General features: G+C 67.7%; 20 protein-coding genes. 12 read left to right on the top strand and 8 right to left on the bottom strand.

The genetic code is table 11. The features are described 5' to 3' along the window. Positions 1–130: 130 nt before the first annotated feature. Positions 131–952, top strand: coding sequence for an ammonia-dependent NAD(+) synthetase (nadE, locus tag MRBLAR12_RS15910; RefSeq protein WP_229995093.1), 822 nt, complete (start codon positions 131–133; stop codon positions 950–952). Between the two features lie 23 nt (positions 953–975). Here nadE and MRBLAR12_RS15905 read toward each other — a convergent pair whose 3' ends face one another. Both MRBLAR12_RS15905 and MRBLAR12_RS15900 read right to left on the bottom strand, forming a co-directional pair. After that, positions 976–1881, bottom strand: a complete 906-nt coding sequence (locus MRBLAR12_RS15905; protein WP_229995094.1) for an NADP-dependent oxidoreductase — start codon at positions 1879–1881, stop codon at positions 976–978. 263 nt (positions 1882–2144) lie between these two features. Beyond that, the gene (locus tag MRBLAR12_RS15900) at positions 2145–2915 is read right to left on the bottom strand and encodes an IclR family transcriptional regulator (RefSeq protein WP_229995099.1); all 771 of its coding nucleotides are present in this window, start codon (positions 2913–2915) and stop codon (positions 2145–2147) included. A 222-nt stretch (positions 2916–3137) separates the two neighbouring features. Between MRBLAR12_RS15900 and MRBLAR12_RS15895 the strand changes: the two genes are divergently transcribed. Genes MRBLAR12_RS15895 through MRBLAR12_RS15885 form a run of 3 tightly spaced genes read left to right on the top strand, consistent with a single transcriptional unit; the run spans position 3138 to position 5827 of the window. Beyond that, on the top strand, positions 3138–3884 hold the full coding sequence (locus MRBLAR12_RS15895; RefSeq protein WP_364747040.1) for a CoA transferase subunit A: 747 nt from the start codon (positions 3138–3140) through the stop codon (positions 3882–3884). 45 nt (positions 3885–3929) lie between these two features. Then, complete coding sequence (locus MRBLAR12_RS15890; RefSeq protein WP_229995096.1) at positions 3930–4640, top strand: CoA transferase subunit B; 711 nt, start codon at positions 3930–3932, stop codon at positions 4638–4640. Next, the gene (locus MRBLAR12_RS15885) at positions 4637–5827 is read left to right on the top strand and encodes an acetyl-CoA acetyltransferase (protein ID WP_364747038.1); all 1191 of its coding nucleotides are present in this window, start codon (positions 4637–4639) and stop codon (positions 5825–5827) included. The genes MRBLAR12_RS15890 and MRBLAR12_RS15885 overlap by 4 nt, the downstream gene beginning before the upstream one ends. Positions 5828–5940: 113 nt before the next feature. Here the strand turns inward: MRBLAR12_RS15885 and MRBLAR12_RS15880 are convergent, their stop codons facing one another. Genes MRBLAR12_RS15880 through MRBLAR12_RS15875 form a run of 3 tightly spaced genes read right to left on the bottom strand, consistent with a single transcriptional unit; the run spans position 5941 to position 7328 of the window. Continuing rightward, positions 5941–6459 (bottom strand): ankyrin repeat domain-containing protein, encoded by a 519-nt coding sequence (locus tag MRBLAR12_RS15880; protein WP_356815803.1) that lies wholly within the window; start codon positions 6457–6459, stop codon positions 5941–5943. Beyond that, positions 6449–6718: a hypothetical protein gene (locus MRBLAR12_RS23745; protein WP_414645518.1), complete on the bottom strand. Its 270-nt coding sequence runs from the start codon at positions 6716–6718 to the stop codon at positions 6449–6451. The genes MRBLAR12_RS15880 and MRBLAR12_RS23745 overlap by 11 nt, the downstream gene beginning before the upstream one ends. A gap of 28 nt (positions 6719–6746) precedes the next feature. After that, positions 6747–7328 (bottom strand): GlcG/HbpS family heme-binding protein, encoded by a 582-nt coding sequence (locus MRBLAR12_RS15875; RefSeq protein ID WP_364747085.1) that lies wholly within the window; start codon positions 7326–7328, stop codon positions 6747–6749. 218 nt (positions 7329–7546) lie between these two features. On the opposite strand from MRBLAR12_RS15875, the gene MRBLAR12_RS15870 reads away from it, so the two are divergent. From MRBLAR12_RS15870 to MRBLAR12_RS15840, 7 genes are all read left to right on the top strand, one after another. Beyond that, positions 7547–8752 carry a sensor histidine kinase gene (locus MRBLAR12_RS15870; RefSeq protein WP_364747034.1) on the top strand — a complete coding sequence of 402 codons (1206 nt, stop codon included), beginning with the start codon at positions 7547–7549 and terminating at the stop codon, positions 8750–8752. Then, positions 8749–9375 (top strand): response regulator, encoded by a 627-nt coding sequence (locus tag MRBLAR12_RS15865; protein WP_229993498.1) that lies wholly within the window; start codon positions 8749–8751, stop codon positions 9373–9375. The genes MRBLAR12_RS15870 and MRBLAR12_RS15865 overlap by 4 nt, the downstream gene beginning before the upstream one ends. A gap of 104 nt (positions 9376–9479) precedes the next feature. Then, a complete protein-coding gene (locus tag MRBLAR12_RS15860) occupies positions 9480–10535 on the top strand; it encodes a zinc-dependent alcohol dehydrogenase family protein (protein WP_364747032.1) in 1056 nt (351 codons plus the stop codon). 81 nt (positions 10536–10616) lie between these two features. Further along, positions 10617–10973, top strand: coding sequence for a hypothetical protein (locus tag MRBLAR12_RS15855; RefSeq protein WP_229993496.1), 357 nt, complete (start codon positions 10617–10619; stop codon positions 10971–10973). Positions 10974–11093: 120 nt separating this feature from the next. After that, positions 11094–13868, top strand: a complete 2775-nt coding sequence (locus MRBLAR12_RS15850; RefSeq protein ID WP_364747030.1) for a PEP/pyruvate-binding domain-containing protein — start codon at positions 11094–11096, stop codon at positions 13866–13868. A 26-nt stretch (positions 13869–13894) separates the two neighbouring features. Further along, the gene (locus MRBLAR12_RS15845; protein WP_364747028.1) at positions 13895–14848 is read left to right on the top strand and encodes an alpha/beta fold hydrolase; all 954 of its coding nucleotides are present in this window, start codon (positions 13895–13897) and stop codon (positions 14846–14848) included. 147 nt (positions 14849–14995) lie between these two features. Further along, a complete protein-coding gene (locus MRBLAR12_RS15840) occupies positions 14996–15199 on the top strand; it encodes a cold-shock protein (RefSeq protein WP_009357211.1) in 204 nt (67 codons plus the stop codon). A 135-nt stretch (positions 15200–15334) separates the two neighbouring features. Here the strand turns inward: MRBLAR12_RS15840 and MRBLAR12_RS15835 are convergent, their stop codons facing one another. After that, complete coding sequence (locus MRBLAR12_RS15835) at positions 15335–17311, bottom strand: APC family permease (RefSeq protein ID WP_229993493.1); 1977 nt, start codon at positions 17309–17311, stop codon at positions 15335–15337. A 399-nt stretch (positions 17312–17710) separates the two neighbouring features. On the opposite strand from MRBLAR12_RS15835, the gene MRBLAR12_RS15830 reads away from it, so the two are divergent. Beyond that, a complete protein-coding gene (locus MRBLAR12_RS15830; protein ID WP_229993492.1) occupies positions 17711–18769 on the top strand; it encodes a magnesium and cobalt transport protein CorA in 1059 nt (352 codons plus the stop codon). A 61-nt stretch (positions 18770–18830) separates the two neighbouring features. On the opposite strand, the gene MRBLAR12_RS15825 is transcribed toward MRBLAR12_RS15830, so the two are convergent. Together MRBLAR12_RS15825 and MRBLAR12_RS15820 are read right to left on the bottom strand one after the other, a co-directional pair. After that, complete coding sequence (locus MRBLAR12_RS15825) at positions 18831–19682, bottom strand: universal stress protein (protein ID WP_364747025.1); 852 nt, start codon at positions 19680–19682, stop codon at positions 18831–18833. A 196-nt stretch (positions 19683–19878) separates the two neighbouring features. Continuing rightward, on the bottom strand, positions 19879–21015 hold the full coding sequence (locus tag MRBLAR12_RS15820) for a magnesium and cobalt transport protein CorA (RefSeq protein ID WP_414645522.1): 1137 nt from the start codon (positions 21013–21015) through the stop codon (positions 19879–19881). Positions 21016–21267: the final 252 nt, after the last annotated feature.

Here is a 21267-nt window from a genome sequence, read left to right as displayed (position 1 = left end):
AGGGTATGGTGCGCAGCGCCAACGGTTTTGCGCAGCGCAGGGTATGGTGCGCAGCGCCAGTGGTGGTGCGCAGCGCCCAGCTGACAGTCACAGTTGAGCGTTGTTGACAGCGCTGGCTAGGCTGAGGGTCATGCGTGAACTCCAGGCGAAGATCATCGAAGAAATGGGCGTGCAGCCCCGGATCGACCCTGCCGGGGAGGTGCGCAAACGCGTGGCGTTCCTCAAGGAATACCTGACGGCCACCCACACCAAGGGCTTCGTCCTGGGCATCTCGGGCGGCCTGGACTCCTCCCTGGCCGGCCGGCTGGCCCAGCTGGCGGTTGAGGAACTCGAGGCCGAGGGCACCGAGGCGAATTTCGTGGCCGTCCGGCTCCCCTACGGCGTCCAGCACGACGAGGACGACGCCCAGGCTGCCCTGGACTTCGTGCGCGCCAAGACCGAATGGATGTTCAACATCTCGGCCGCGGTGGACGGCTTCGAGGACGAATTCCAGAAGACGGTGGGCACGGAGATTTCCGATTTCCACAAGGGCAACACCAAGGCCCGGACCCGGATGATTGCCCAGTACGCCTTGGCCGGTGAGCACAACTATCTGGTGATCGGCACGGACCACGGCGCCGAATCCGTCACCGGGTTCTTCACCAAGTTTGGCGACGGCGGCGCGGACATCCTGCCGCTGTTCGGCCTCAACAAGCGCCAGAACCGCGCGCTGCTGGCCGAACTCGGGGCGCCGGCCCGGATCTGGGAAAAGATCCCGACGGCGGACCTCCTGGACGGCAAGCCCGGCCGCACCGACGAGGACGAGCTCGGCCTGGGCTACGACACGATCGATGACTACCTCGAGGGCCGCGACGTACCGGATGCCGCGGCCGAACGGATCGAGGCAATGTATCTGCGGACCCGCCACAAGCGCACGGTCCCGGTGACGATTTTCGATACGTGGTGGAAATAGCCTGAGCCCCGCTGAGGTTCCAGTTACGGGATCAGCACGAGCTTGCCCCGGACATGGCCTGCGCGGCTGATGCCCAGCGCCCGGGCCGCATCGGTGAGGGGAATCCGCTCCTGGATGCTGAAGCGGAGCTTTCCATCGGCGGACAGCCGGGCCGTCTCCGCTACCCGTCCGTCCAGCAGCCTGACCGGCGCAATTCCGGCAGCGTTGGCCTCTTTGCCAGGCACAGTGGTCACCGCGGCGCCGTGGCCGCCGAGCAACTGGACCGTCGCTGTAGTAGTCTCCTCGCCGCCATAGGTGTCCACGACGGCGGTGATGGTGCCCAGGGAGCGGACGCGTTCCACGAGCCCTTCGCCATAGGCCACGGGCTCGGCGCCGAGGCCGCGCAAATAGTCATGATTCTGCTCTGACGCGGTGCCAATGACCCGGGCGCCGAGGTGCCGCGCGATCTGGACTGCCGCCGAGCCGACCCCGCCTGCTGCGCCGTGGATGAGGACCGTGTCCCCCACGCCAATGCCAAGCTGGACCAGCGCCGAATACGCTGCGCCGCCGGCTATCGCGACGCACGCCGCCTGCTCAAAATCGATGCCCGCGGGCTTTGGCGTCAGCTGGCTGGCCGGAAGATTTGCCACGGCGCGGTAGCCTCCGGAAATGCCATTCCAGATGACCTCGTCGCCCACCTCGAACCCGGTCACGCCGGGGCCGACGGCGGTCACCGTTCCTGCCGCCTCACAGCCGGGAACTGCGGGGAAGTCCAGGGGAAGGTACCGATCCAGGTAGCCGGCAACGACTTTCCAGTCCACCGGATTGACAGCGGCGGCGCGGATTCCCACCTGGACCTCGCTCTCCCCCGGAGCCGGCAGTTCCTCCTCGCCCACAGTGACGAGGTCCGGGCTGCCATAGTGATCGAAAGAGATCTTGATGTTTTTCATGAGGCTGCGCTCCTTCGGCTCGACGCGATGGTGAGCTGTGCTGCCAGCTTCTGGCACAACCGGCGCCTGCGCAAGAGCCTCGAGACCAGGTGAACCGTCCGAGTTACCCTGAGCCGAACCGGGGCACTTTGAACCCTGGCTGGACCGTTTCGGCCTCAATTGCCGACGTGTCCGCGTCAAAGTGCCCCACGATGGCCGGGCGGCGATCGAGCGGCGGGCAGCGCCGTCGAGATTCAGGCCCTTGGCGAGGGTCAGGCGCCTGGCTAGCCCTGCAGCAGCGTCGAGATGCGGTGGGCCTCGTCCATGAGCAGCCGCCCCAGCTGCGGGCGCCTGTCTTCCCGGAAGCGTGGCTCGATGCCGGTGAGGGACAGTGCCCAGGCGGGGCGGCCCCGCTGGTTGAAGACCGCCGCGCCCATCCCCCAGCTGCCTTCCAGGACCAGCCCCGGGTTGACCGAATAACCGGCCTGCCGCGTCGCCTCCAGATTCTGCCTGACACGGGCTTCGGTGTGCGCAGCCGCAAAACTGCCGGCGTGCGCTGCCCAGTCCGCGAGCAGTTCCTCCTGCTCTTCTGGCGGCAGGAAAGCCATGATGGCGGTGCCGGCGGAGGCAACCCCGAGCGGAAACCGCACGCCTTCATGCAGCACGAAAGAACGGACCGGGAAGCTGCCTTCCTCCCGGAGCAGGCACACCGTTTCGTTGCCGCGGCGGATGGAGAAGAACGCACTCTCGCCGGTCTCTTCGGCCAGGCGCCGGAGGCTCGGCCTCGCAATGTCCTCCAGGGGGAAACGCGCCGAGGCCACGGACCCCAGCAGCAGGATCTCCGGGCCCAGGACCCAGTTGCCGCTGCCCGGATCCTGGTCCAGCAGGCCCTCGGCCGCCAGGGAGCTGAGCAGACGGTGCACCGTGGGGCGCGTCAGCCCCGAGTCGCGCACCAGCTCCACCAGCGGGGAGCCTTCCGGCTTCTGGCCCACGATCCTCAGCAGGGCCGCGACCCGGCTCACCACCTGGGCGCCCTGCACGGGGACGGAGTTCATCATTTTCCTCGCGATTCCTCGGAATAGATCCACATTGTGGACACCGATTAGCCTACCGTCCACACTGTAAAAATGCACCAGTCCAAGCGGAAATTCGGCGTTGACAGTGCTTCACGCCACACCATAGGCTCCTTCTTCAGAAGAATAGTCCACAAAGTGGATCACGGCGGCGGGCTCCAGGCCCCGCCCGCCGGTGGCTCAAAAGCTCAATGAGGAGATGCAATGTCAAAGGTGAAATCCGGGGCAGCAGCCGCCCTGCAGGACGTGTTGCGGGACGGCATGACGCTCGCCGTCGGCGGTTTCGGCCTCAGCGGGATCCCCGCTGACCTGATCGAGGCAGTGCGGGACTCCGGGGTGAGGAACCTGACGGTGGTCTCCAACAACATGGGCGTGGACGGCAAGGGCCTCGGCATACTGATCGAAGGCGGCCAGGTCCGCAAAGTCATCGCGTCCTACGTCGGGGAAAACAAGCTCTTCGCCGAGCAGTACCTCGCCGGCCAACTGGAGGTGGAGTTCACCCCGCAGGGCACCCTAGCCGAGCGGCTGCGTGCCGGTGGCGCCGGCATCCCGGCCTTCTACACGAAGACCGGTGTTGGCACCCTGGTCGCCGAAGGCAAGCCGCTGGCGGAGTTCGACGGCGAGACTTTCGTCCTGGAACGCGCCATCAAGGCCGACGTCTCGCTGGTCCACGCCCACACCGCCGACACCGACGGCAACCTGATCTACCGCTACACCGCCCAGAACTTCAATCCGGTGGTGGCTACGGCCGGCGCAGTGACGGTCGCCGAAGCCGAAGTGATCGTCGAGCCCGGCCAGCTGGACCCGAACCACATCATCACCCCCGGCGTCTTCGTCCAGCGCCTGGTCCAGGCCAGCGGCCGCGTCAAGGACATCGAACAGCGCACCGTCCGCCCCCGCCGCGATGCGGAAGCAGAAGCGGCGCAAGCGGCATCCGCCGTCACCGTCTAATCCGGCCTGCGCGCCGCCCACCCACACCTTTTCAGGAGAATCACCATGGCTTGGACCCGAGATGAAATGGCCGCCATCGCGGCCGAAGAACTGAACGACGGCGACTACGTCAACCTTGGCATCGGCATCCCCACGCTGGTGGCCAACAACCTGCCCGACGGCGTCCGCGTTGTCCTGCAGAGCGAGAACGGGCTGCTCGGCATGGGCCCGTTCCCCTACGAGGGCGAGGAAGACGCCGACCTCATCAACGCCGGCAAGCAGACCGTGACCGTTCTGCCTGGCGGCAGCATCTTCGACTCCGCGACGTCCTTCGGCATGATCCGCGGCGGCCACGTCAAGGTCGCGATCCTCGGCGCCATGCAGGTCTCCGGCGCCGGCGACCTCGCCAACTGGACCATCCCCGGCAAGATGGTCAAGGGCATGGGAGGCGCCATGGACCTCGTGGCCGGCACCCCGCGCGTCGTGGTCCTGACGGAGCACAACGCCAAGGACGGCACCGCCAAGATAGTCAGGGAATGCACGCTGCCGCTCACCGGGCTCAGCTGCGTGGACCGCATCATCAGCGACCTCGCGGTCTTCGACCTGGTGAAGGACGAACAGGAAACAGGCGCCGGCCGGCAGCTGACGCTGACCCGGCTGGCCCCCGGCGTCACCGTGGAGGAGATCCGCGCAAAGACCGAGGCAGAGTTCGGCGTCGGCCCGGAGCTCGAAGGAACCCTTGAGATCGAAGAAACAGTGGAGGTGGCAGGCGCATGAGCCTGAAAGACCAGTTCGGCAAGGATGTCCTGCTCATCGGCTGGGGCCACAGCCGCTTCGGCAAGCTGACCGACGACACCCTCGAGTCCCTGATCGTGCAGGTCGCCACCGAGGCGATCGGCAACGCCAGGATCGAGGCCGGCCAGATCGATGAGATCTACCTCGGCCAGTTCAACTCCGGCATGATGCCGCTGGCCTTCCCGTCCTCGCTCGCGTTACAGGTCTCGGACCAGCTGGCCAACGTGCCCTCCACGCGGGTCGAGAACGCCTGCGCCTCCGGCTCGGCCGCGTTCCAGCAGGGCACCAAGTCCCTGCTGGCCGGCACCGCGAAGACCGTCCTGGTGATCGGTGCCGAAAAGATGACGCAGGCCGGGGCCGACGTCGTGGGCGCGGCCCTGCTCGGTGCGGACTACGACATGGCCGGCAAGGCCTCCACCACTGGGTTCACGGGGCTCTTCGCCGAGGTCGCGAAGCACTACGGGAAGCGCTACGGCGCTGGCAGCCTCGGCGACGTCCTGGGCACCATCGCGGCGAAGAACCACCGCAACGGCGTCGACAACCCCTACGCCCAGCTCCGCAAGGACCTCGGCGAGGAGTTCTGCCGCACCGTCTCGGACAAGAACCCGATGGTGGCAGATCCGCTGCGCCGCACCGACTGCTCCCCCGTGTCCGACGGCGCCGCCGCCGTCGTCCTCAGCGTCGCGCCGACCGGGGGCGTCACCGCCCCGGTCCGGCTCGCCGGCTTCGGCCAGGCAAACGACTTCTTCCCGGCCGAGCGCCGGGACCCGACCGAATTCGCCGCCACGCGGGCTTCCTGGCAGCGGGCCCTGGCGATGGCCGGCGTCGGGCTGGAGGACCTCGACTTCGCGGAAGTCCACGACTGCTTCACCATCGCCGAACTTCTCATGTACGAGGCCATGGGACTGACCGAACGCGGCCAGGGTGCCCGGGCGCTCGAGGAAGGCTGGGTCTTCAAGGACGGCAAGCTGCCGGTCAACGTCTCCGGCGGGCTCAAAGCCAAGGGCCACCCCGTCGGCGCCACCGGAGTCTCCCAGCACGTCATCGCCGCCATGCAGCTCACCGGCACGGCCGGCGCCATGCAGCTGGCCAACCCGCGCCGGGCCGCAGTGCAGAACATGGGCGGCGTGGGCATCGCCAACTACGTCAGCGTACTCGAAGCCGTCTAGCCGGGGACGGACACCAAGGCGCCGCCGAACCTCCCCACCTTTGACCGCCTTGACCGGCGCGTTCCGGGCCGCCGCGCGGCCACCGGCGGCAAAGGTGGGGAAATTCCGCACCGTCACCGCGGCTGGTCCCGCTCCCGGATCAGCTTCGCGATGGCGCCGAAGCCCAGCCGTTCCGCGTTCTCCAGGGCTGTGCGGCCCTGGGGGTCACGGATGCCGGAGTCTGCGCCGGCTTCGAGGAGCTGGCGCACCACCTCCTGCTGCCGTGGCCCGCCATTGTTGAGCAGGACGGCTTCCTGCATGGCCGTCCAGCCCAGGCTGTTGACGTGGTTCACGGGCACGCCCGCAGCGATCAGGATCTTTACGGTGTCCACGTGCCCGTGTTCGCTGGCGGGAATCAGCGCCGTTCCGCCGAAGCGGTTGGTGCTCCGCACGTCCGCACCGGCGGCCAAGGTCAGCTGGAGCACCTCGTTGAAACCCTCTGCACCTGCGTAGAGGAACGCCGAGTCCTGGAGGGCGTCCTTGGCGTTGACGTTGCCCCCGGCCCGGATTAGCTCCGCCACAGCGCCGGCATCGTTGGCTTTCGCGGCCCGGATCAGCCTCTGGTCGAGGTCAGCCTGCGCCTCAGGGGACAAGGCGGGACCGGTGGACGGCGTTGCCGCGGCCGTTGGTGGACTTGCCGACGGCGCTGCCGCGACCGTTGGAGGACTTGCCGACGGCGCTGCCGCCACCGTTGGAGGACTTGCCGGCGGCGTTGCCGCGACCGTTGGAGGACTTGCCGACGGCGCTGTCTCCACCGGGCCGGGATCCCCGGCTCGGTGGCAGGATGCCAGGCAGGCAGCCAGGACTGTTGTTGCGATGACCGCCACGGATACCTGCCGCGCCCGCCGCCATGCCCTGCACCGCTGCATGAACCCAGCGCCTACTTCGAGGCCCCGGCAGCGATGGCCTCGGCGCCGGCAGTTGCGCACCCTTCGTCCAGCATGCCATCCGGGGCGCCGCCCACGCCGATCCCGGCCACGGAGACCCCGTTGACCTTGAGCGGGACTCCGCCGGCCAGGAAGAGGGTGCCGGGGAGGTCCGCGATGCTGGGTCCGTTGCCGTTAATGCGCTTGGCAAGTTCGCTGGTGGGCGTGCCGAAGGCGGCAGCCGTATAGGCCTTCTGCTGCGCCGCTTCAATGGTGTGCTCGGCAGCATTGTCGCCGCGGAGCAAGGCCTGCACTGTCCCGAACCTGTCCACCAAGGCCACCGTGACGAACGGCAACTTGTCCACCTGGCACTTGGCCAGAGCGGCCTTGACCGCGTCAGCAGAGGCGCCGACGCTGATCCGGTTCTGGGCAACCACGGATTCGGGAACCGGCTGGATGTCGACGGCGGGAACAGCGGCGGGAGCGGCGGCCGCCGGAGGAGCGCCGGCCGACGTGCCGGCGTTGGCTGCAGCCGTCAGCCCGCCCGCCAGGAGCAGTGCTCCGACGGCAGCGGAAGCGGCGATTTTCTTGGACATCTTCACGAGTACTCCTAGGAATCAGGTTCTGGGGACTGCCCGGATTCGTGCCCCGGGCCTCGAATCCATGCTTCCCTTTAGGACCTGGCAGGGCATCGGGCGTTAGTCTGCCGCAACCTCCCCCATCGGGCTGGGCGTATCAGCCAAAAGGCTGAGAGACCAGTAACGGCGCTGGTCATAGCATGGTGGGTAGCACTCCTCCACCGGAACCGGACCCCATGCCCTCCCCTTCACCAGCCCTCCCCACGCCGGGCCCCTCCACCGTCCCGCACAACACCGCTGCCGGAAGCGGCCCCCTGGGCCGGATTGACGCCGTCGTCCATCTTGGTTTTGCCGTCCTGCTTGTGGCGTCGGCGGTCCGCTACGTGATGCGGCACAGCCCGGCGGACAACCTGTGGGTGCTGGCCCTGGCCGCGGCGGTGTGTTCGCTGTACGCCGTGATCGCCGTACTCTCGCAGCGGCGCCGGCCGTGGGCGGTGTGGATGTTCGTCCTGGTGGCGCTTTGGGCGGTGCTGGTGATCGCGGCGCCCAGCTTCGCGTGGTGCTCGTTCGCGCTGTTCTTCTTGTGCCGGACCGCCTTCAGCGGCCCCGTGGCGTACCTCGCGGGAGGCGCGACGGCGGCAGCCACCGCCGTGGGGCTGTACCGGCTCAGCGGCGGCAGCGATATTGCCATGCTCCTGGGGCCGCTGGCCGTCGGCGTCATGCTGACGCTGATCTACACCCGCATCGAGCACGACGCCGCCGAACAGCGCCGGCTGCACGCCGAGGTGTCGCTGGCGCAGGGCCGGCTGGCGGCCAGCGAGCGCAGGGCCGGCACGGTCGAGGAGCGCGAGAGAGTGTCCCGCGAAATCCACGACACCGTGACGCAGGGCCTGGCAAGCAGCCTCCTCCTTTTGGAAGCCGCGAACAGGTCATGGCCCAGCCCGGCGGCGCGCGCGGACGTCCAAAACGTCAGCGGAATGCTGCGCCGGAACCTGGCGGACACCCGCAGCCTGGTCCACGAGCTCGCCTCCCCCGGGCTGGACACGGCACCGCTGCCGGATGCCCTGCTTCAGGCGGCGTCCCAGTACGTCCCAGGCGTGCGTCTGCTGGTCACGGGCGAGCCGCGCCCAGTCCCCGCGGATGTCCGGCACGCGCTGCTTCGCGTGGTCCAGAGCGCCGCGGCCAACATCAAACTCCACGCAGCGGCGGCCAGCGCCACGGTGACGCTGGGCTTCCTGCCCGGCGCCGTCACGCTGGATATTTACGACGACGGCGCCGGCTTCGACCCGCAGTCGCTGGCACCGCCGTCGGACGCGGGAGGCTACGGGCTCCGGGCCATGCGCCAGCGGGTGGAACGGCTGGGCGGCGTATTCTCGGTGGAAAGCACCCCCGGCGAAGGAACCATCGTGGCCGCGCAACTGCCAACTGCGGAGGAACAGTGAATCCGATTACCGTCCTGCTGGTGGACGACCATCTGGTGGTGCGCAGCGGGCTCAGGGCACTGCTGGGAACGCAGCCCGATATACAGGTCGTGGCCGAGGCGGCCTCCGGCGAGGAGGCGCTGGTCCAGATGGAGCAGCTCGGTCCCGCCGTGGTGGTGATGGACCTCGCCATGGGGCCCGGCATGGACGGCATCGAGGCCATCAAGCAGCTGCGCCGCCGCAACAGCAGGCAGGCCGTCCTGGTGTTCACCACCTACGATTCGGACGCTGACATTGTCCGCGCCGTTGACGCCGGCGCCATGGGCTACCTGCTCAAGGACGCCGCGCCAGAGGAGATCTTCGCCGCGATCCGGGGGGCGGTCCAAGGCAAGAGCGTGATGAGCGCCCCGGTGGCGTCACGGCTGTTCCAGCAGCTGCGGAACCCGGACGAAATCCTGACGCCACGCGAAGCCGAGCTGCTGAGCCTGCTGATCGAAGGCCTCAGCAACCGTGAGCTGGGCCAGCGGCTGTTCATCTCCGAGGCCACCGTTAAAACGCACCTGGCGCACATCTATGCCAAGCTCGGAGTGGAAACCCGGGCCGCAGCGATCGCCACCGCGATCCGCCGCGAGGGCATGCGCTAGCGGCCGCCGTCCGCCCGGGACGCAGGGCACGGTTCGAAACGGCCAGCCGCGCAGGGACGACTAAACTCGGTCCAAGCCCACCCACCACCATGCGAGGAGCCCCCATGCGCGCCACCATCATCCACGGTCCCGGCGACATCCGAGTCGAAGACCGCGACTACCCCACCCTCCAGCGGCCCACCGACGTCATCGTGAAGGTCACCGCCTCCTGCGTCTGCGGCTCGGATCTGTGGCCCTACCGCGGGGTCAAGCCCACCCACAAGCCGTCCGCAATCGGACACGAGTTCATCGGGACGGTGGAAAGCATCGGCGAGGACGTCAAGGACCTTGCCGTGGGCGACCTCGTGATCGCACCCTTCGTGGTCAGCTGCGGCGAGTGCCCCCAGTGCCTCAACGGCGTCACGGTCGCCTGCGACCACCTCGCCGGCTGGGGCGGCAAAGATGACACCGGTCACGGGATCGACGGCGGCCAGGGCCAGGCTGTCCGCGTGCCGCTCGCCGAGTCCACACTGGTCAAGGTCCCGGGCGTCACCGATCCCGACGATGCCCTCCGCGCCAGCCTGCTCACGCTCTCCGACGTCATGGCCACCGGCCACCACGCGGCCCTCGCCGCCAAGGCCGGGCCCGGCCGGACGGTCGTCGTGGTCGGCGACGGCGCCGTCGGCCTCTGCGGCGTGCTGGCCGCCAAGCGCCTCGGCGCGGAACGGATCATCGCCATGTCAAGACACGCCGACCGGCAGGCGATCGCCCGCGAATTCGGGGCCACGGACATCGTCGCCGAACGCGGGGACGACGGTGTCGCCAAGGTTCGCGAACTGCTCGGCGGCGTTCTGGCCGACTCGGTGCTGGAGTGTGTGGGGACCAAGGAATCCATGGAACAGGCGCTGCACAGCGTCCGCCCGGGCGGCGCCCTCGGCTTTGTGGGCGTCCCCACCGGCGGGGCCGAAGCCCCGCTGCGCTTCCTGTTCGACACCAACATCTCGATCGGCGGCGGCATGGCCCCGGCCCGGACGTACATCCCGGAACTGCTGGCCGACGTGCTGGACGGCACCATCAATCCGGGCCGGGTGTTCGACTCGGTCATGCCGCTCGAAGAGGCGCCCGAGGCCTACCGCGCCATGGACGAACGGCGCGCCATCAAGGTCCTGCTGACCCCGTAGCAGGACCCACGACGGCGGCGGCGCCGGAGTCCGCGCGACTGCTTGCCCCCGCCCTTGCACGGGCAGGGGCGAGGGTCTAGCGTGAAGCGCATCAGCATCCGCCGCCGTCGAGGAGCCGTCATGGCCAGGTTTGTGCAGATCATCGAGTTCCAGTCGTCCCGCATCGAGGAGATCGAACAACTCGGCCGCCCGTCAAGAACCGAGGGGTCCACGGCCCCGACCTTCCGCCGCATCATGGCCACCGCCGACCGCGACCGCCCCGGCACCTACCTCACGATCGTTGAATTCGACTCCTACGAGTCCGCCATGGAGAACTCCAACCGGCCCGAGACCTCCGAATTCGCCGCGAAGATGGCCGCCCTGTGCGACGGTCCGCCGGTCTTCCGCAACCTGGATCTCATGTGGGAGGACACCGGCGAGGCCGACGCCGGCCAGTAGGCCTGCAGCAACACTTGGCAGGGATGCCGCACCGGGCGCAGGACCGGCAACCGGCCACGGCTTCAAGCCGCGGCCTGGATACGCGGCTTGAATACGCGGACAGGACGTGGGAGCAGGAAAATGGGTTCTGCAGAGGGCAGGGCGCCGGAAAGCTTCGTCGTGGATCTCAGTGCATTGGGCTCCACTCCCCTGCAACTCGTCGGCGGCAAGGCCGTGAACCTCGGCAAGCTCACCGCAGCCGGGTTCCCTGTGCCGCGCGGCTTCTGCCTCACCACGGCCGCCTACCGGAAGGCCGCCCCGGCCGAACTGGACGCACTGGCGGCCCGCCTGGACGCCGCGCAGCCCGGATCCCCGAACGACGGCCAGCCGGGCCACGCCGTCTCGGACCACAACGGACCTGACCTGGGCGAGCTGGCGAGGCAGGCGCGGGAAATGATCGTGACCGCGCCGATTCCCGCCGACGTCGATGCCGCCCTCCGCGCCGCGTATGCCGCGCTCGGCAGCGGCGCCGCCGTGGCGGTACGGTCCTCCGCCACCGCCGAGGACCTGCCCTTCGCCAGCTTCGCCGGACAACAGGATTCCTTCCTCAACATTTCCGGAGCCGATGCCGTGGTCGAGTCCGCCCGCCGCTGCTGGGCCTCACTCTGGACCGAACGGGCCGTGGCCTACCGCTGCGCCAACGCGATCAGCCACCGCGACGTCGGGCTCGCCGTCGTCGTCCAGGACGTCGTCGCTGCCGCCACCGCCGGCGTGCTGTTCACCGCCAATCCGGTGACCGGCACCCGGACCGAAACGGTCATCGATGCGAGCGCCGGGCCCGGCCAGGCGGTGGTCTCCGGCAGCGTGAACCCGGACCATTTCGTCGTGGATACGGCCACCGGACGCATCCTGCTCCGCTCCCCGGAAAGGACCGCGGCCAGGCGGCGGCCGAGCCTGGATGACGCCCGGATCCGCGAACTCACGGCGCTGGGCGATACCGTCCAGCGGCTCTTCGGCGCACCCCAGGATATGGAATGGGTGATTGACGCCGCCGGCAAGATCTGGGTGACCCAGTCGCGGCCGATCACCACGTTGTACCCGCTGCCGGACCCGGCCGCTCCCGAACCCCTTGGCACAGAGTCGGCGGCCTCGGCTGAAACCCGTGTGTACCTGTGCGGCACGCTGCTCCAGGGCCTGACCCGGCCGCTCACCCCGATGGGGCTCTCGGTGCTGGGCTCCATGAGGAACCGAAATGGGCCGTGGCAGTACGTAAACCCAGGGCTGCGCATGTACATAGACATGACGCCCCTGGTTCACAACAAATACGGCCGCCGCTACCTGCTGCGAATGCTCCCGCTGGCGGACGGGAGGTCCGGCGCGGTTTTCCCGGCGCTCCTGGATGACCCGCGGTTCGGCGTGCGCCCACGGCCGTCCCGGCGAACCCGTCCGGCCGTACCGGGCGCGCCGGTCCCGCGGAAGCCCGGGAAGGTCGGCGCTGCAGCGAACACTGCGGCACGTATGGCCAACCTGGGCATGACGGTCCGGCTGATTCCAGCCATGCTGCGGGCCGCGGTACGGCCCGCCGCCGAACTGCGCAGCGCCTTCGACTACGGAAATCGCCTCGAAGCGGAGCTCGTACTGCCGGAACCGGCAACCACCTTTGGCCGGCTCGATCACGCCCAGCGCATCCTGGATAACACCGTGGACGGGTTGATCCAGGCGACGCTGCCCGGACCGTCCGTTGGCTACCTCCTGCTGGCCGGTGCCCGGAGGCTGCTGCGCGGCATCGCGGAACCGCGGGAACTCGAGGCGGTGTTGCGGGGGCTGCCCAACAACGTCACCACTGAGATGGACCTTGAGCTCTGGCAACTGGCCGTCTCCATCGGCGCGAATGACGCATCCCGTGAGGTTTTCCTGGCCCACGCTCCGAAGGAACTGGCTGCCAGCTACGCGGCCGGCGCGCTGCCCGCGGTGGCGCAGACCGGCGTGCACGGGTTCCTGGACCGCTACGGCCACCGCGCCGTAGCGGAGATAGACCTTGGCATGCCGCGGTGGTCGGAGAAGCCGGACCATATCTTCGGAATGATCTCGAACTACCTCCACGTTGAGGACCCCGAACAGGCCCCGGACCGGCAGTTCGCCCGCGCTGAGGAACATGCCGAGGCCAGGATCCGCGACCTTGTGGAACGGACCAGGGCCCGCAGCCGGTTCCGGGCGCATCAGGTCGAGTTCTGCCTGCGCCGGACCCGGCAGTTGTCGGGGCTGCGCGAACTGCCCAAGTTCTACATCGTCCTCGCGCTCGCGGAAATGCGCCGCCAGCTCAAAGAGGTCGGTACCGAACTGGCCCGGACCGGTTCGGTTGCCGCCGCGGACGATGTGTATTTCCTCGAATTCGACGAGGTCCGCGTGGGCTTGCGGGGGGCCGACCTCAAGGGCATCGTCGCGGACCGCCGCCGGCTCTACGACGTCGAACTGCGCAGGCGCCGGATTCCCCGGCTGCTGCTCTCCGACGGCACGGACGTGGAGGCCGCCGTGATGGCCAAGTCCCCCGCCTCCGGCGCCCTCGCCGGGACACCGGCGTCGGCTGGTACCGCCACCGGAACGGTCCGGGTCATCCTGGATCCGGTGGGCGCCCACCTGGAGCCCGGGGAAATCCTCGTGGCACCTTCCACCGACCCTGGGTGGACGCCCCTGTTCATGACCGCCGGCGCCCTGGTGATGGAGATGGGCGGGGTGATCTCGCACGGCGCAGTGGTGGCCCGCGAATACGGCATCCCGGCCGTGGTGGGCGTGCCGGACGCTACCACCCGGCTCCGGACCGGCCAGAGGGTGACCGTGGACGGATCCGCGGGAACGGTGCGCCAGGTGGATGCCCCGCTCTCCCCCGTGAAAGCCGCCGGCAGCCTGGCCGGCTAAGCAGATGAAGGGGCTATGTTAGGTCTATGGTGTCTGTCGGCCGCAACGCAGAGGGCACACCATTTCCCGAGCCCGAGGGCTTCGGTTCGGGGCTGGTGGACGATGCCGCCCGCCGGGACGCCGCGTTGCCCGACTTCGACTGGGCCGAACTTCCGAAAGGCGTGGTGCGCGGTGAGTTCGCGGCGCCCAGCGGCACGCTGGCGACCATCTCCACCGGAGATCCCGGGAACCCGCGCGTCGTGCTCATCCCGGGTGCAACCGGCTCCAAGGAAGACTTCATCCTCATGCTGCCCGAGCTCGCGGCGGCCGGCTACTTCGTCCTCAGCTGCGACATCGCCGGGCAGTATGAATCCGCCCCGGCCGGGCCGGAAAACCTCGTTCCGCCCCGGCGCCGCTACGATTACGAGCTCTTCCGCGACGACCTCCTCGCCATGCTGGATGCCGAAGAAGGCGCGGTGCACGTCGTGGGATACTCCTTCGCGGCGATCGTAGTCCAACTGGCCTTCGCCCAACGGCCAGAGAAATTCCGCAGCCTGACCTTGATCAGCTGCCCGCCCGAGCCGGGTCAGAGTTTCCGCGGCCTGCGCCTGGCCGGCTGGTTCAGTCGCTGGGTCAGCAGCAGGGTCGGCACAGCGTTGATGATTTGGGGTATCCGCAGGAACGTTGCCCGTGTGGCGCCCAAACGGCTGCGGTTCGTGAAGAGCCGGTTCGCGTTTACGCGCCGCGCCTCCGTCATTGACATCATCGGCCTCATGAAGCACACACCGGATCTGCGGTGGGTCCTGGCCGCCGCGACGCTGCCGAAGCTTGTCGCCGTCGGCGAACACGACCTCTGGCCGCTGGCGCTGCACCGCAACTTCGCGCAGTCGATCGGGGCGCGAATTGCGGTCTACCGCGGCGGCCACAGCCCCAGCGAGACCTCGCCGTACCAGATAAGCCGGGACCTGATTGAGCTCTTCGACGCCTCCGTCTCGGCATGACTGAAGCAAGCGGCCGAGACGAAGACCGTCGCTAGACCCTTGCACCGCGGCCCGTCGCACCGTACGTTGGGGACAGCGGACGAATGTCTCCGCAGCCGTTGGCCGCAGGGCCGCCGGAGATCAGCAGCATTTCAGAAGGATAAAGGCATGGCTACAGGCACAGTTAAATGGTTCAACGCCGAAAAGGGTTTTGGCTTCATTGCCCCGGATGACGGGTCGGCCGACGTTTTCGCCCACTACTCGGCAATCGCCACGAGCGGCTACCGCTCGCTGGACGAGAACCAGAAGGTTGAATTCGACGTCACGCAGGGCCCGAAGGGCCCGCAGGCTGAGAACATCCGCCCGCTCTAAGTACGTTGGAATTGCCCCGGCCGCCTGGCCGGGACACTTCCCCGAAGACCACAACGCCCCTCCGGAGGACTCCTCCGGAGGGGCGTTTGTGTTCCCCGGCCCCTGCTGCCGGGCGCCCGGCTCAAGGGCCCGGCGTCAGCCGACGTGGACCCACGGACGCTTTGTGACGTCCGGCTCGGCCTCGCGCAGCACTTCACGGGTGACCGGCGCGATTTCGCCTTCGCCGAACGCCAGGAACCGCAGGAGGTTGGTGAACGGGTTTCCCTCCGTCCATCGGAAGTAGATGTGCGGCATCAGCCCGGTGACATCGCGGATGTGCAGCAGCACGGAGGCGATCGTGTTCGGTACAACAGGCCCGTGGACCTCCAGGATCTGGTACCCATGCCGGATCACCCCGCGGACCTCGAGCGCGGTCTCAAAGTCCGACGAGTCGTCCACCACGACTTCGAGGAATATCGCCTGGTAGTCCACCGGGAGGTGGCTGACCTCAATGGCGGACGTGAGCTTGTCCCGGTACGCCTCGGCGCTCAGCCGCAGCGGTTCGTGGGCAATGATCGCGATGGGGCCCGATTCATTGGCGGCCAGGAATTCCAGGGCAGGGGTGTCCATCCGCACGTGAGTGGCGTGGAGCTCGAAGGAGCGCCGGAGGCGGGAGAGCAGGGAGATCACGATGATCCCGACGATGAAGAGCGCCGCGATCCGAATGCCTTCGGGCCGTTCGAAGATGTTGGCCACCGTGGTGTAGATAAACACGACGGCGATGACGCCGAAGCCGATACTGCGCTTACGCTGCCGCCGGCTGCGCGCGGACAACGTCACGGCAATCGCCGCCGATGTCATCAGGACCAGGACGCCGGTGGCGTAGGCGCCGCCCTGGGCGTCGACGTCGGCGTCGAACAGCCAGGTGATCAGGAACCCCACGAGCGTGAACACCAGGACCAGCGGCCGGACCGCGCGGGCCCATTCCGGAGCCATGCCGTACCGGGGCAGATAGCGCGGCACGAGGTTCAGGAGCCCGGCCATGGCCGAGGCGCCGGCAAACCACAGGATGGCAATGGTACTGATGTCGTAGACGGTGCCGAATCCGTCGCCCAGGTATTGGTGGGCGAGGTAAGCCAGGGCACGCCCGTTCGCCTGCCCGCCCGGCTGGAATTCCTGCGCCGGGATCAGCACCACCGTGGTGAAGCTGGTCGTGATGAGGAAGGCACTCATGATGAGGGCCGCCGTCGTCAGCAGTCGGCGGGCCCCCTTGATCCGGCCCTCAGGGTTCTCCTCGGTGTCCGTGGCGTGACCGCGGATCTGCGGCATTACGGCGACCCCGGTCTCGAACCCGGAGAGTCCCAGGGCCAGCTTCGGGAAGACCAGCAGCGCGATGCCCACCACCATCAGCGGGCTCCCGTGCTGGGTGGTCAGGGCCAGCCACCAGTTGTCCACGGCCACCGGGTGGCTGATGACCTCGAAGATCGTTGTTATGACCACGATCACGTTCAGTCCGAGGTAAATACCCACGAGGACGACGGCGACGCCGATCGCCTCCTTGAAGCCGCGCAGGAACACCGCGGCGAGCAGGGCCAGGAAGACGAGCGTGACCGCGACGTTCTGGCCTTGCATCCAGTCGGGGGCGAAGGGGTTTTCGATGGCGTGAGCGGTCGCGTCGGCGGCGGAGAGCGTCATGGTGATCATGAAGTCTGTGGCGGCGAAGCCGAGCAGCACCAGGACGAGCAGTTTCCCGCCCCAGCGCGGCAACAGCCGCTCCAGCATGGCGATGGACCCTTCACCGCGCGGACTTTCGCCAGCGACACGTCGGTACACCGGCAATGCGCCCAGCAGGGTGACGGCGACGAGGACCAGGGTGGCCAGCGGCGAAATCACGCCGGCCGCGAGCGCGGCAATGGCGGGCTGGTAGCCCAGGGTGGAAAAGTAATCCACGCCGGTCAGGCACATGACCTGCCACCACGTGTGTTTCTTCAGGTGGCTGTCGCTCACGGCCCCGGGCCCTTGGTGGATTCCCTTGGCGTCCTGGAGGCCGAACAGCAGCCAGTTCCTGAAGTGCTCCCCTGCGCCCGGCCGGGGCGCCGAAGGATCTGCCGGGGGCCGGCTGAGCGTGGTCATGATGTCCTTTCTACGCGGCGCACCGCGCCGCTTCCGTCCGCGACAGTACCAGCCCCGGCAACCGCCGCTACCGCCAGGCGAACAATCCTGACGGTTCCTTAACGCGGGCAAGGTATAGCCCACCGCGAAGGCGAAGTGTTCTCCGCCGACGTCCGCGGCCCCCGCCTCATCGATCTCACCCGCGTTGCCTTCGTCAAGGCCTACGACGTCCAGCGGCGGCGTTGGGGACTCGGACCCGGAACGCGTCCGGCACCCTGCGCGACTAGCTGTCTGGACTCTGAATCGTGCGCGCATCCGCGCGATCCTGCGGGGTTGTCCCGCGTCCGGATACAGTGGACCCGCCGGCGCCTTGGCTGTGGGATCGGCCAGGGCTGCATGCAGGAGCGAGGGACAGACATCATGACCATGATCGACAACGCCGTCTACGTTGACGGTCTGCGGACGGACAACCCCAAGAATCTGGATGAAACGTATGAGGTCATGCGGGCACGCGGGGGGATGGCGTGGATCGGGCTGTACCGTCCGGGCCTGGATGAACTGACATCGGTTGCGAACGAGTTCAGCCTGCACGAGCTTGCCGTTGAGGATGCCCTCCACGGTCACCAGCGGGCCAAACTTGAACGCTACGGGGACACGCTGTTCACCGTGCTGCGCCCGGCACGGTATCTGGACGATGTAGAGAAGGTTGAGTTCGGCGAGCTGCACGTCTTTGTCGGTCCGGACTTCGTGGTCACGGTCCGACATGCGGAGTCCCCTAACCTGGCCAAGGTCCGCCGCCGGATGGAGGCCGCCCCGGAGCTGCTGGCGCTGGGCCCGCAGGCCGTGCTGTACGCAATCCTGGACGAAGTCGCGGACCAGTATGAACCCGTCGTCGCCGGCCTGGAAAACGACATCGACGAGATCGAGGACGAGCTGTTCAGCGCCGGCCCGGACGTGGCCCGCCGGATCTACGAGCTCTCCCGGGAAGTCATCGAGTTCCAGCGCGCCACGCACCCGATTCGGCCCATGCTGGAGGCTCTTGAACGCGGTGCGGAGAAATACCATCTTGATCTGGAGCTGCAGCGCAGGCTGAGGGACGTCCATGACCACGTCATCCGCGTCGTGGAACGCGTCGACGCTTTCCGTGTTCTGCTTCAGAGCGCGCTGACCGTCCACGCAACGCTGGTAGCCCAGCAACAGAACGAGGAGATGCAGCGTCTCTCTGAATTGAGCCTGGCCCAGAACGAGGAGATGCGGCACCTCTCCGAAGCGGGCCTGAGCCAAAACGAGGAAGTCAAGAAGATCTCTGCTTGGGCGGCCATCCTCTTCGCCCCCACCCTCGTGGGAACCGTATACGGGATGAACTTCGACGTCATGCCCGAACTGGCCTGGTCGATGGGCTACCCGTTCGCGCTCGGCCTCATGCTCGCCATGGGTGTCGTCCTGTACCTTTCGTTCAAGCACCGCAAGTGGCTCTGAACTGCCAGGCGAGATCCCTGCAAGTGTCATCGGACGTGCTCCGGGCCGGCACCCCGGACCTTCAGGTGCCGGAAGACCGCTGGTGCTGCCCCGGGCGGGTGATAAGCGTCGGGCATTGAACATCCATGAGGACATCCCGGGCGACCGAACCCACCAGGACGTCCAGGCCACCGCGGCCTTTGCATCCAATGACGAGGAGCACGGCATGCGCGCCGGCCCTGACCAGGGCCGGCGCCGGGTACCTGCCGCTCTCCAGCACCGGGTTAACCCGCAATCCGGGATGGTCCTGGGCCAAACTGGCGACGGCTTCAGCCAGAACCGAGCAGGTATCCGTGGCCATTCCGTCAGCTCCGGAGCCTGCTGGCCCGCCGCCGGGTTCTTCCTGACCGTTGCAGACATGGACCACCATCAGGTCCTGGCCAAGGCGGAGCGCTTCCGCGGCGGCCCATTCCACAGCGACGGCCGCGTCCGCGGACCCGTCGGTGCCGACGACAACACCGGACCGGTCTTCGTCGCCGGCCGCGGGCACGACCGCCACCACGCAGTTGCTGATGGCGGCCGTCTGAAAACTGACCGACCCGAAGCCCTCACCGTGCCTGTCCGGGCGCCTGTCGGTTCCTACCACGACCATGTCCGAATCCCCAGAGAGCCGCCGAAGGGTCCTGGCTGTCTCTCCTGTCCCGAGAGTCGTGCTGACCGGGACCGCGGGGTCCAGCGCCGACACCCGCTGGGCTTCCGCAGCCAGCAGCTCAGCGGCCCGGTTCATGGCCTCCTGATACCGGTCGGCGTGCCGGAAGGACCACGGACCAGGAACGACACGCACCAGATTCAGGGGTACATGAAACTGGGCGGCCCGCCTGGCCGCCCACTCCAATGCGGCGTGACCGGCCTTGGAATTATCGACACCAACCACGATCCGGCTGTGCACGATTCCATGCCCTTCGGGGAACTTGCCAGTACATCCAATATCCCGGCGTTGTCCTCGCGCAGCCTAGGGCCGGAAGGCCCCCCGGCACGGGTCCAGGGGATCGCAAACAGCCGCGATGACGGCTTTCAAAAGCAGGTGCCGCTGCGATGAACGGCACGCCGGCAGCTGAGGCTAATTCAGCTTAGATCCAGCTGCGCTTTCTGAAGATCCGATACAGGATGGTGCTGACGGCGATCATCGAAGCGACCGAAAGCGGATAACCGTACTCCCAGTGCAGCTCGGGCATGTTCTCGAAGTTCATGCCGTACACAGTGCCCACGAGGGTCGGGGCGAACAGTATGGCGGCCCAGGCGGAGATCTTCTTCACCTCTTCGTTCTGGGCGTTGCTGGACTCCGCGAGGTGTTTCATTTCCTCATTCTGGCTCTGTGCGACGAGGGTCGCGTTGACAGTAAGGATGTCCCTGAGCATGAACCGGAAGCCGTCGATGCGTTCGTTGACCTGGGCTGTGTGGTCGGCGACGTCGCGCAAGTATTGCTGCAGGTCGTCGGCGATCCCGTATTTCGTGAAGCCGCCGGCTAGGGCCTCAAGGATGCGCGTCAGCGGGTGGGTCGAGCGTTGGAATTCGATCACTTCGCGGGAGAGCTCGTAGATGCGCCGGGACACGGCGGGGTCGCCGCCGAAGACTTCGGTTTCGATTTCGTCGATATCGTTCTCCAGGCCCGAGACCACAGGGGCGTAGTCGTCCACGACGGCATCCAGGATCGCGTAGAGCACAGCCTCCGGGCCCAGCCGCAGCAAAGTTGCGTCGTGCTCGAGGCGCCGCCGGACCTGCACCAGATCCGGCGACCCGCCGTGGCGCACGGTGATGATGAAGTTCGGGCCAACGAAGACGTGGAGTTCGCTGAATTCGATCTCTTCGCGCGAATCCAGATAGCGGGCTGCCCGCAGGACCACAAAGAGGGTGTCGCCGTAGCGTTCGAGCTTGGATCGCTGATGGGCCACGACGGCGTCTTCCACGGCGAGTTCATGCAGGTCGAATTCGGCGGCCAGAGACTGCAGCTCAGAAGCCTCCGGCCGGACGAGACCGATCCACGCCATGGATCCCTCGAAGCGGCCCAGTTCCTGGAACGTCTCCTGCAGCGTCATCGGCGAGGACACCCGCCTGCCGTCCAGATAGATGCCGCTGTCGACAAGGCTGGGCCGGCCCGCGGCTGCCAGGTCCCGGGTCCCGGCAGAGGCCGCAGCGGGGACTCCGATGTCCGGGCGGGGGCGGGAAGCGAGCTTGTACAGGCGCGTGGAAATGCGGCGAGCATTCATGGTGGCGGTCCAGACGTAGGAAGTGCAGGGTGAGATGGCCAAGATGGCCTCTCCCGCCGTGGGCTACGTTCGGATGACGTGTGGAACCCGGGACACGGGGTTCAGGCGGGAGAGGAGATGTCCCCGGCGCCGGTACTTGGAGGCTCGGTGTACACGCGACACGTCCTCTCCCTCAGGTGAAACCCTACAAAATCCTGCCCATTACATCACGGCCGGTCCCGGCCGGACAAAAAATCCCCAGGCGGCAAGTCA

It is taken from the genome of Arthrobacter sp. LAR12-1-1.1 (assembly GCF_040676555.1).
In the GTDB taxonomy this organism is placed as follows: Bacteria; Actinomycetota; Actinomycetes; order Actinomycetales; family Micrococcaceae; genus Arthrobacter.
The sequence above is the reverse complement of the archived record's forward strand: the minus strand, read 5'-3'. Positions and strand labels throughout refer to the sequence as shown.

What these genes read in the sequence shown, in the direction of transcription:
- nadE (WP_229995093.1), top strand. Translation starts at nt 131, where the DNA reads ATGCGTGAACTCCAGGCGAAGATCATCGAAGAAATGGGCGTGCAGCCC.
- MRBLAR12_RS15905 (WP_229995094.1), bottom strand. Translation starts at nt 1,881, where the DNA reads ATGAAAAACATCAAGATCTCTTTCGATCACTATGGCAGCCCGGACCTC.
- MRBLAR12_RS15900 (WP_229995099.1), bottom strand. Translation starts at nt 2,915, where the DNA reads ATGAACTCCGTCCCCGTGCAGGGCGCCCAGGTGGTGAGCCGGGTCGCG.
- MRBLAR12_RS15895 (WP_364747040.1), top strand. Translation starts at nt 3,138, where the DNA reads ATGTCAAAGGTGAAATCCGGGGCAGCAGCCGCCCTGCAGGACGTGTTG.
- MRBLAR12_RS15890 (WP_229995096.1), top strand. Translation starts at nt 3,930, where the DNA reads ATGGCTTGGACCCGAGATGAAATGGCCGCCATCGCGGCCGAAGAACTG.
- MRBLAR12_RS15885 (WP_364747038.1), top strand. Translation starts at nt 4,637, where the DNA reads ATGAGCCTGAAAGACCAGTTCGGCAAGGATGTCCTGCTCATCGGCTGG.
- MRBLAR12_RS23745 (WP_414645518.1), bottom strand. Translation starts at nt 6,718, where the DNA reads ATGGCGGCGGGCGCGGCAGGTATCCGTGGCGGTCATCGCAACAACAGT.
- MRBLAR12_RS15875 (WP_364747085.1), bottom strand. Translation starts at nt 7,328, where the DNA reads ATGTCCAAGAAAATCGCCGCTTCCGCTGCCGTCGGAGCACTGCTCCTG.
- MRBLAR12_RS15870 (WP_364747034.1), top strand. Translation starts at nt 7,547, where the DNA reads ATGCCCTCCCCTTCACCAGCCCTCCCCACGCCGGGCCCCTCCACCGTC.
- MRBLAR12_RS15860 (WP_364747032.1), top strand. Translation starts at nt 9,480, where the DNA reads ATGCGCGCCACCATCATCCACGGTCCCGGCGACATCCGAGTCGAAGAC.
- MRBLAR12_RS15850 (WP_364747030.1), top strand. Translation starts at nt 11,094, where the DNA reads ATGGGTTCTGCAGAGGGCAGGGCGCCGGAAAGCTTCGTCGTGGATCTC.
- MRBLAR12_RS15845 (WP_364747028.1), top strand. Translation starts at nt 13,895, where the DNA reads ATGGTGTCTGTCGGCCGCAACGCAGAGGGCACACCATTTCCCGAGCCC.
- MRBLAR12_RS15840 (WP_009357211.1), top strand. Translation starts at nt 14,996, where the DNA reads ATGGCTACAGGCACAGTTAAATGGTTCAACGCCGAAAAGGGTTTTGGC.
- MRBLAR12_RS15835 (WP_229993493.1), bottom strand. Translation starts at nt 17,311, where the DNA reads ATGACCACGCTCAGCCGGCCCCCGGCAGATCCTTCGGCGCCCCGGCCG.
- MRBLAR12_RS15830 (WP_229993492.1), top strand. Translation starts at nt 17,711, where the DNA reads ATGACCATGATCGACAACGCCGTCTACGTTGACGGTCTGCGGACGGAC.
- MRBLAR12_RS15820 (WP_414645522.1), bottom strand. Translation starts at nt 21,015, where the DNA reads ATGAATGCTCGCCGCATTTCCACGCGCCTGTACAAGCTCGCTTCCCGC.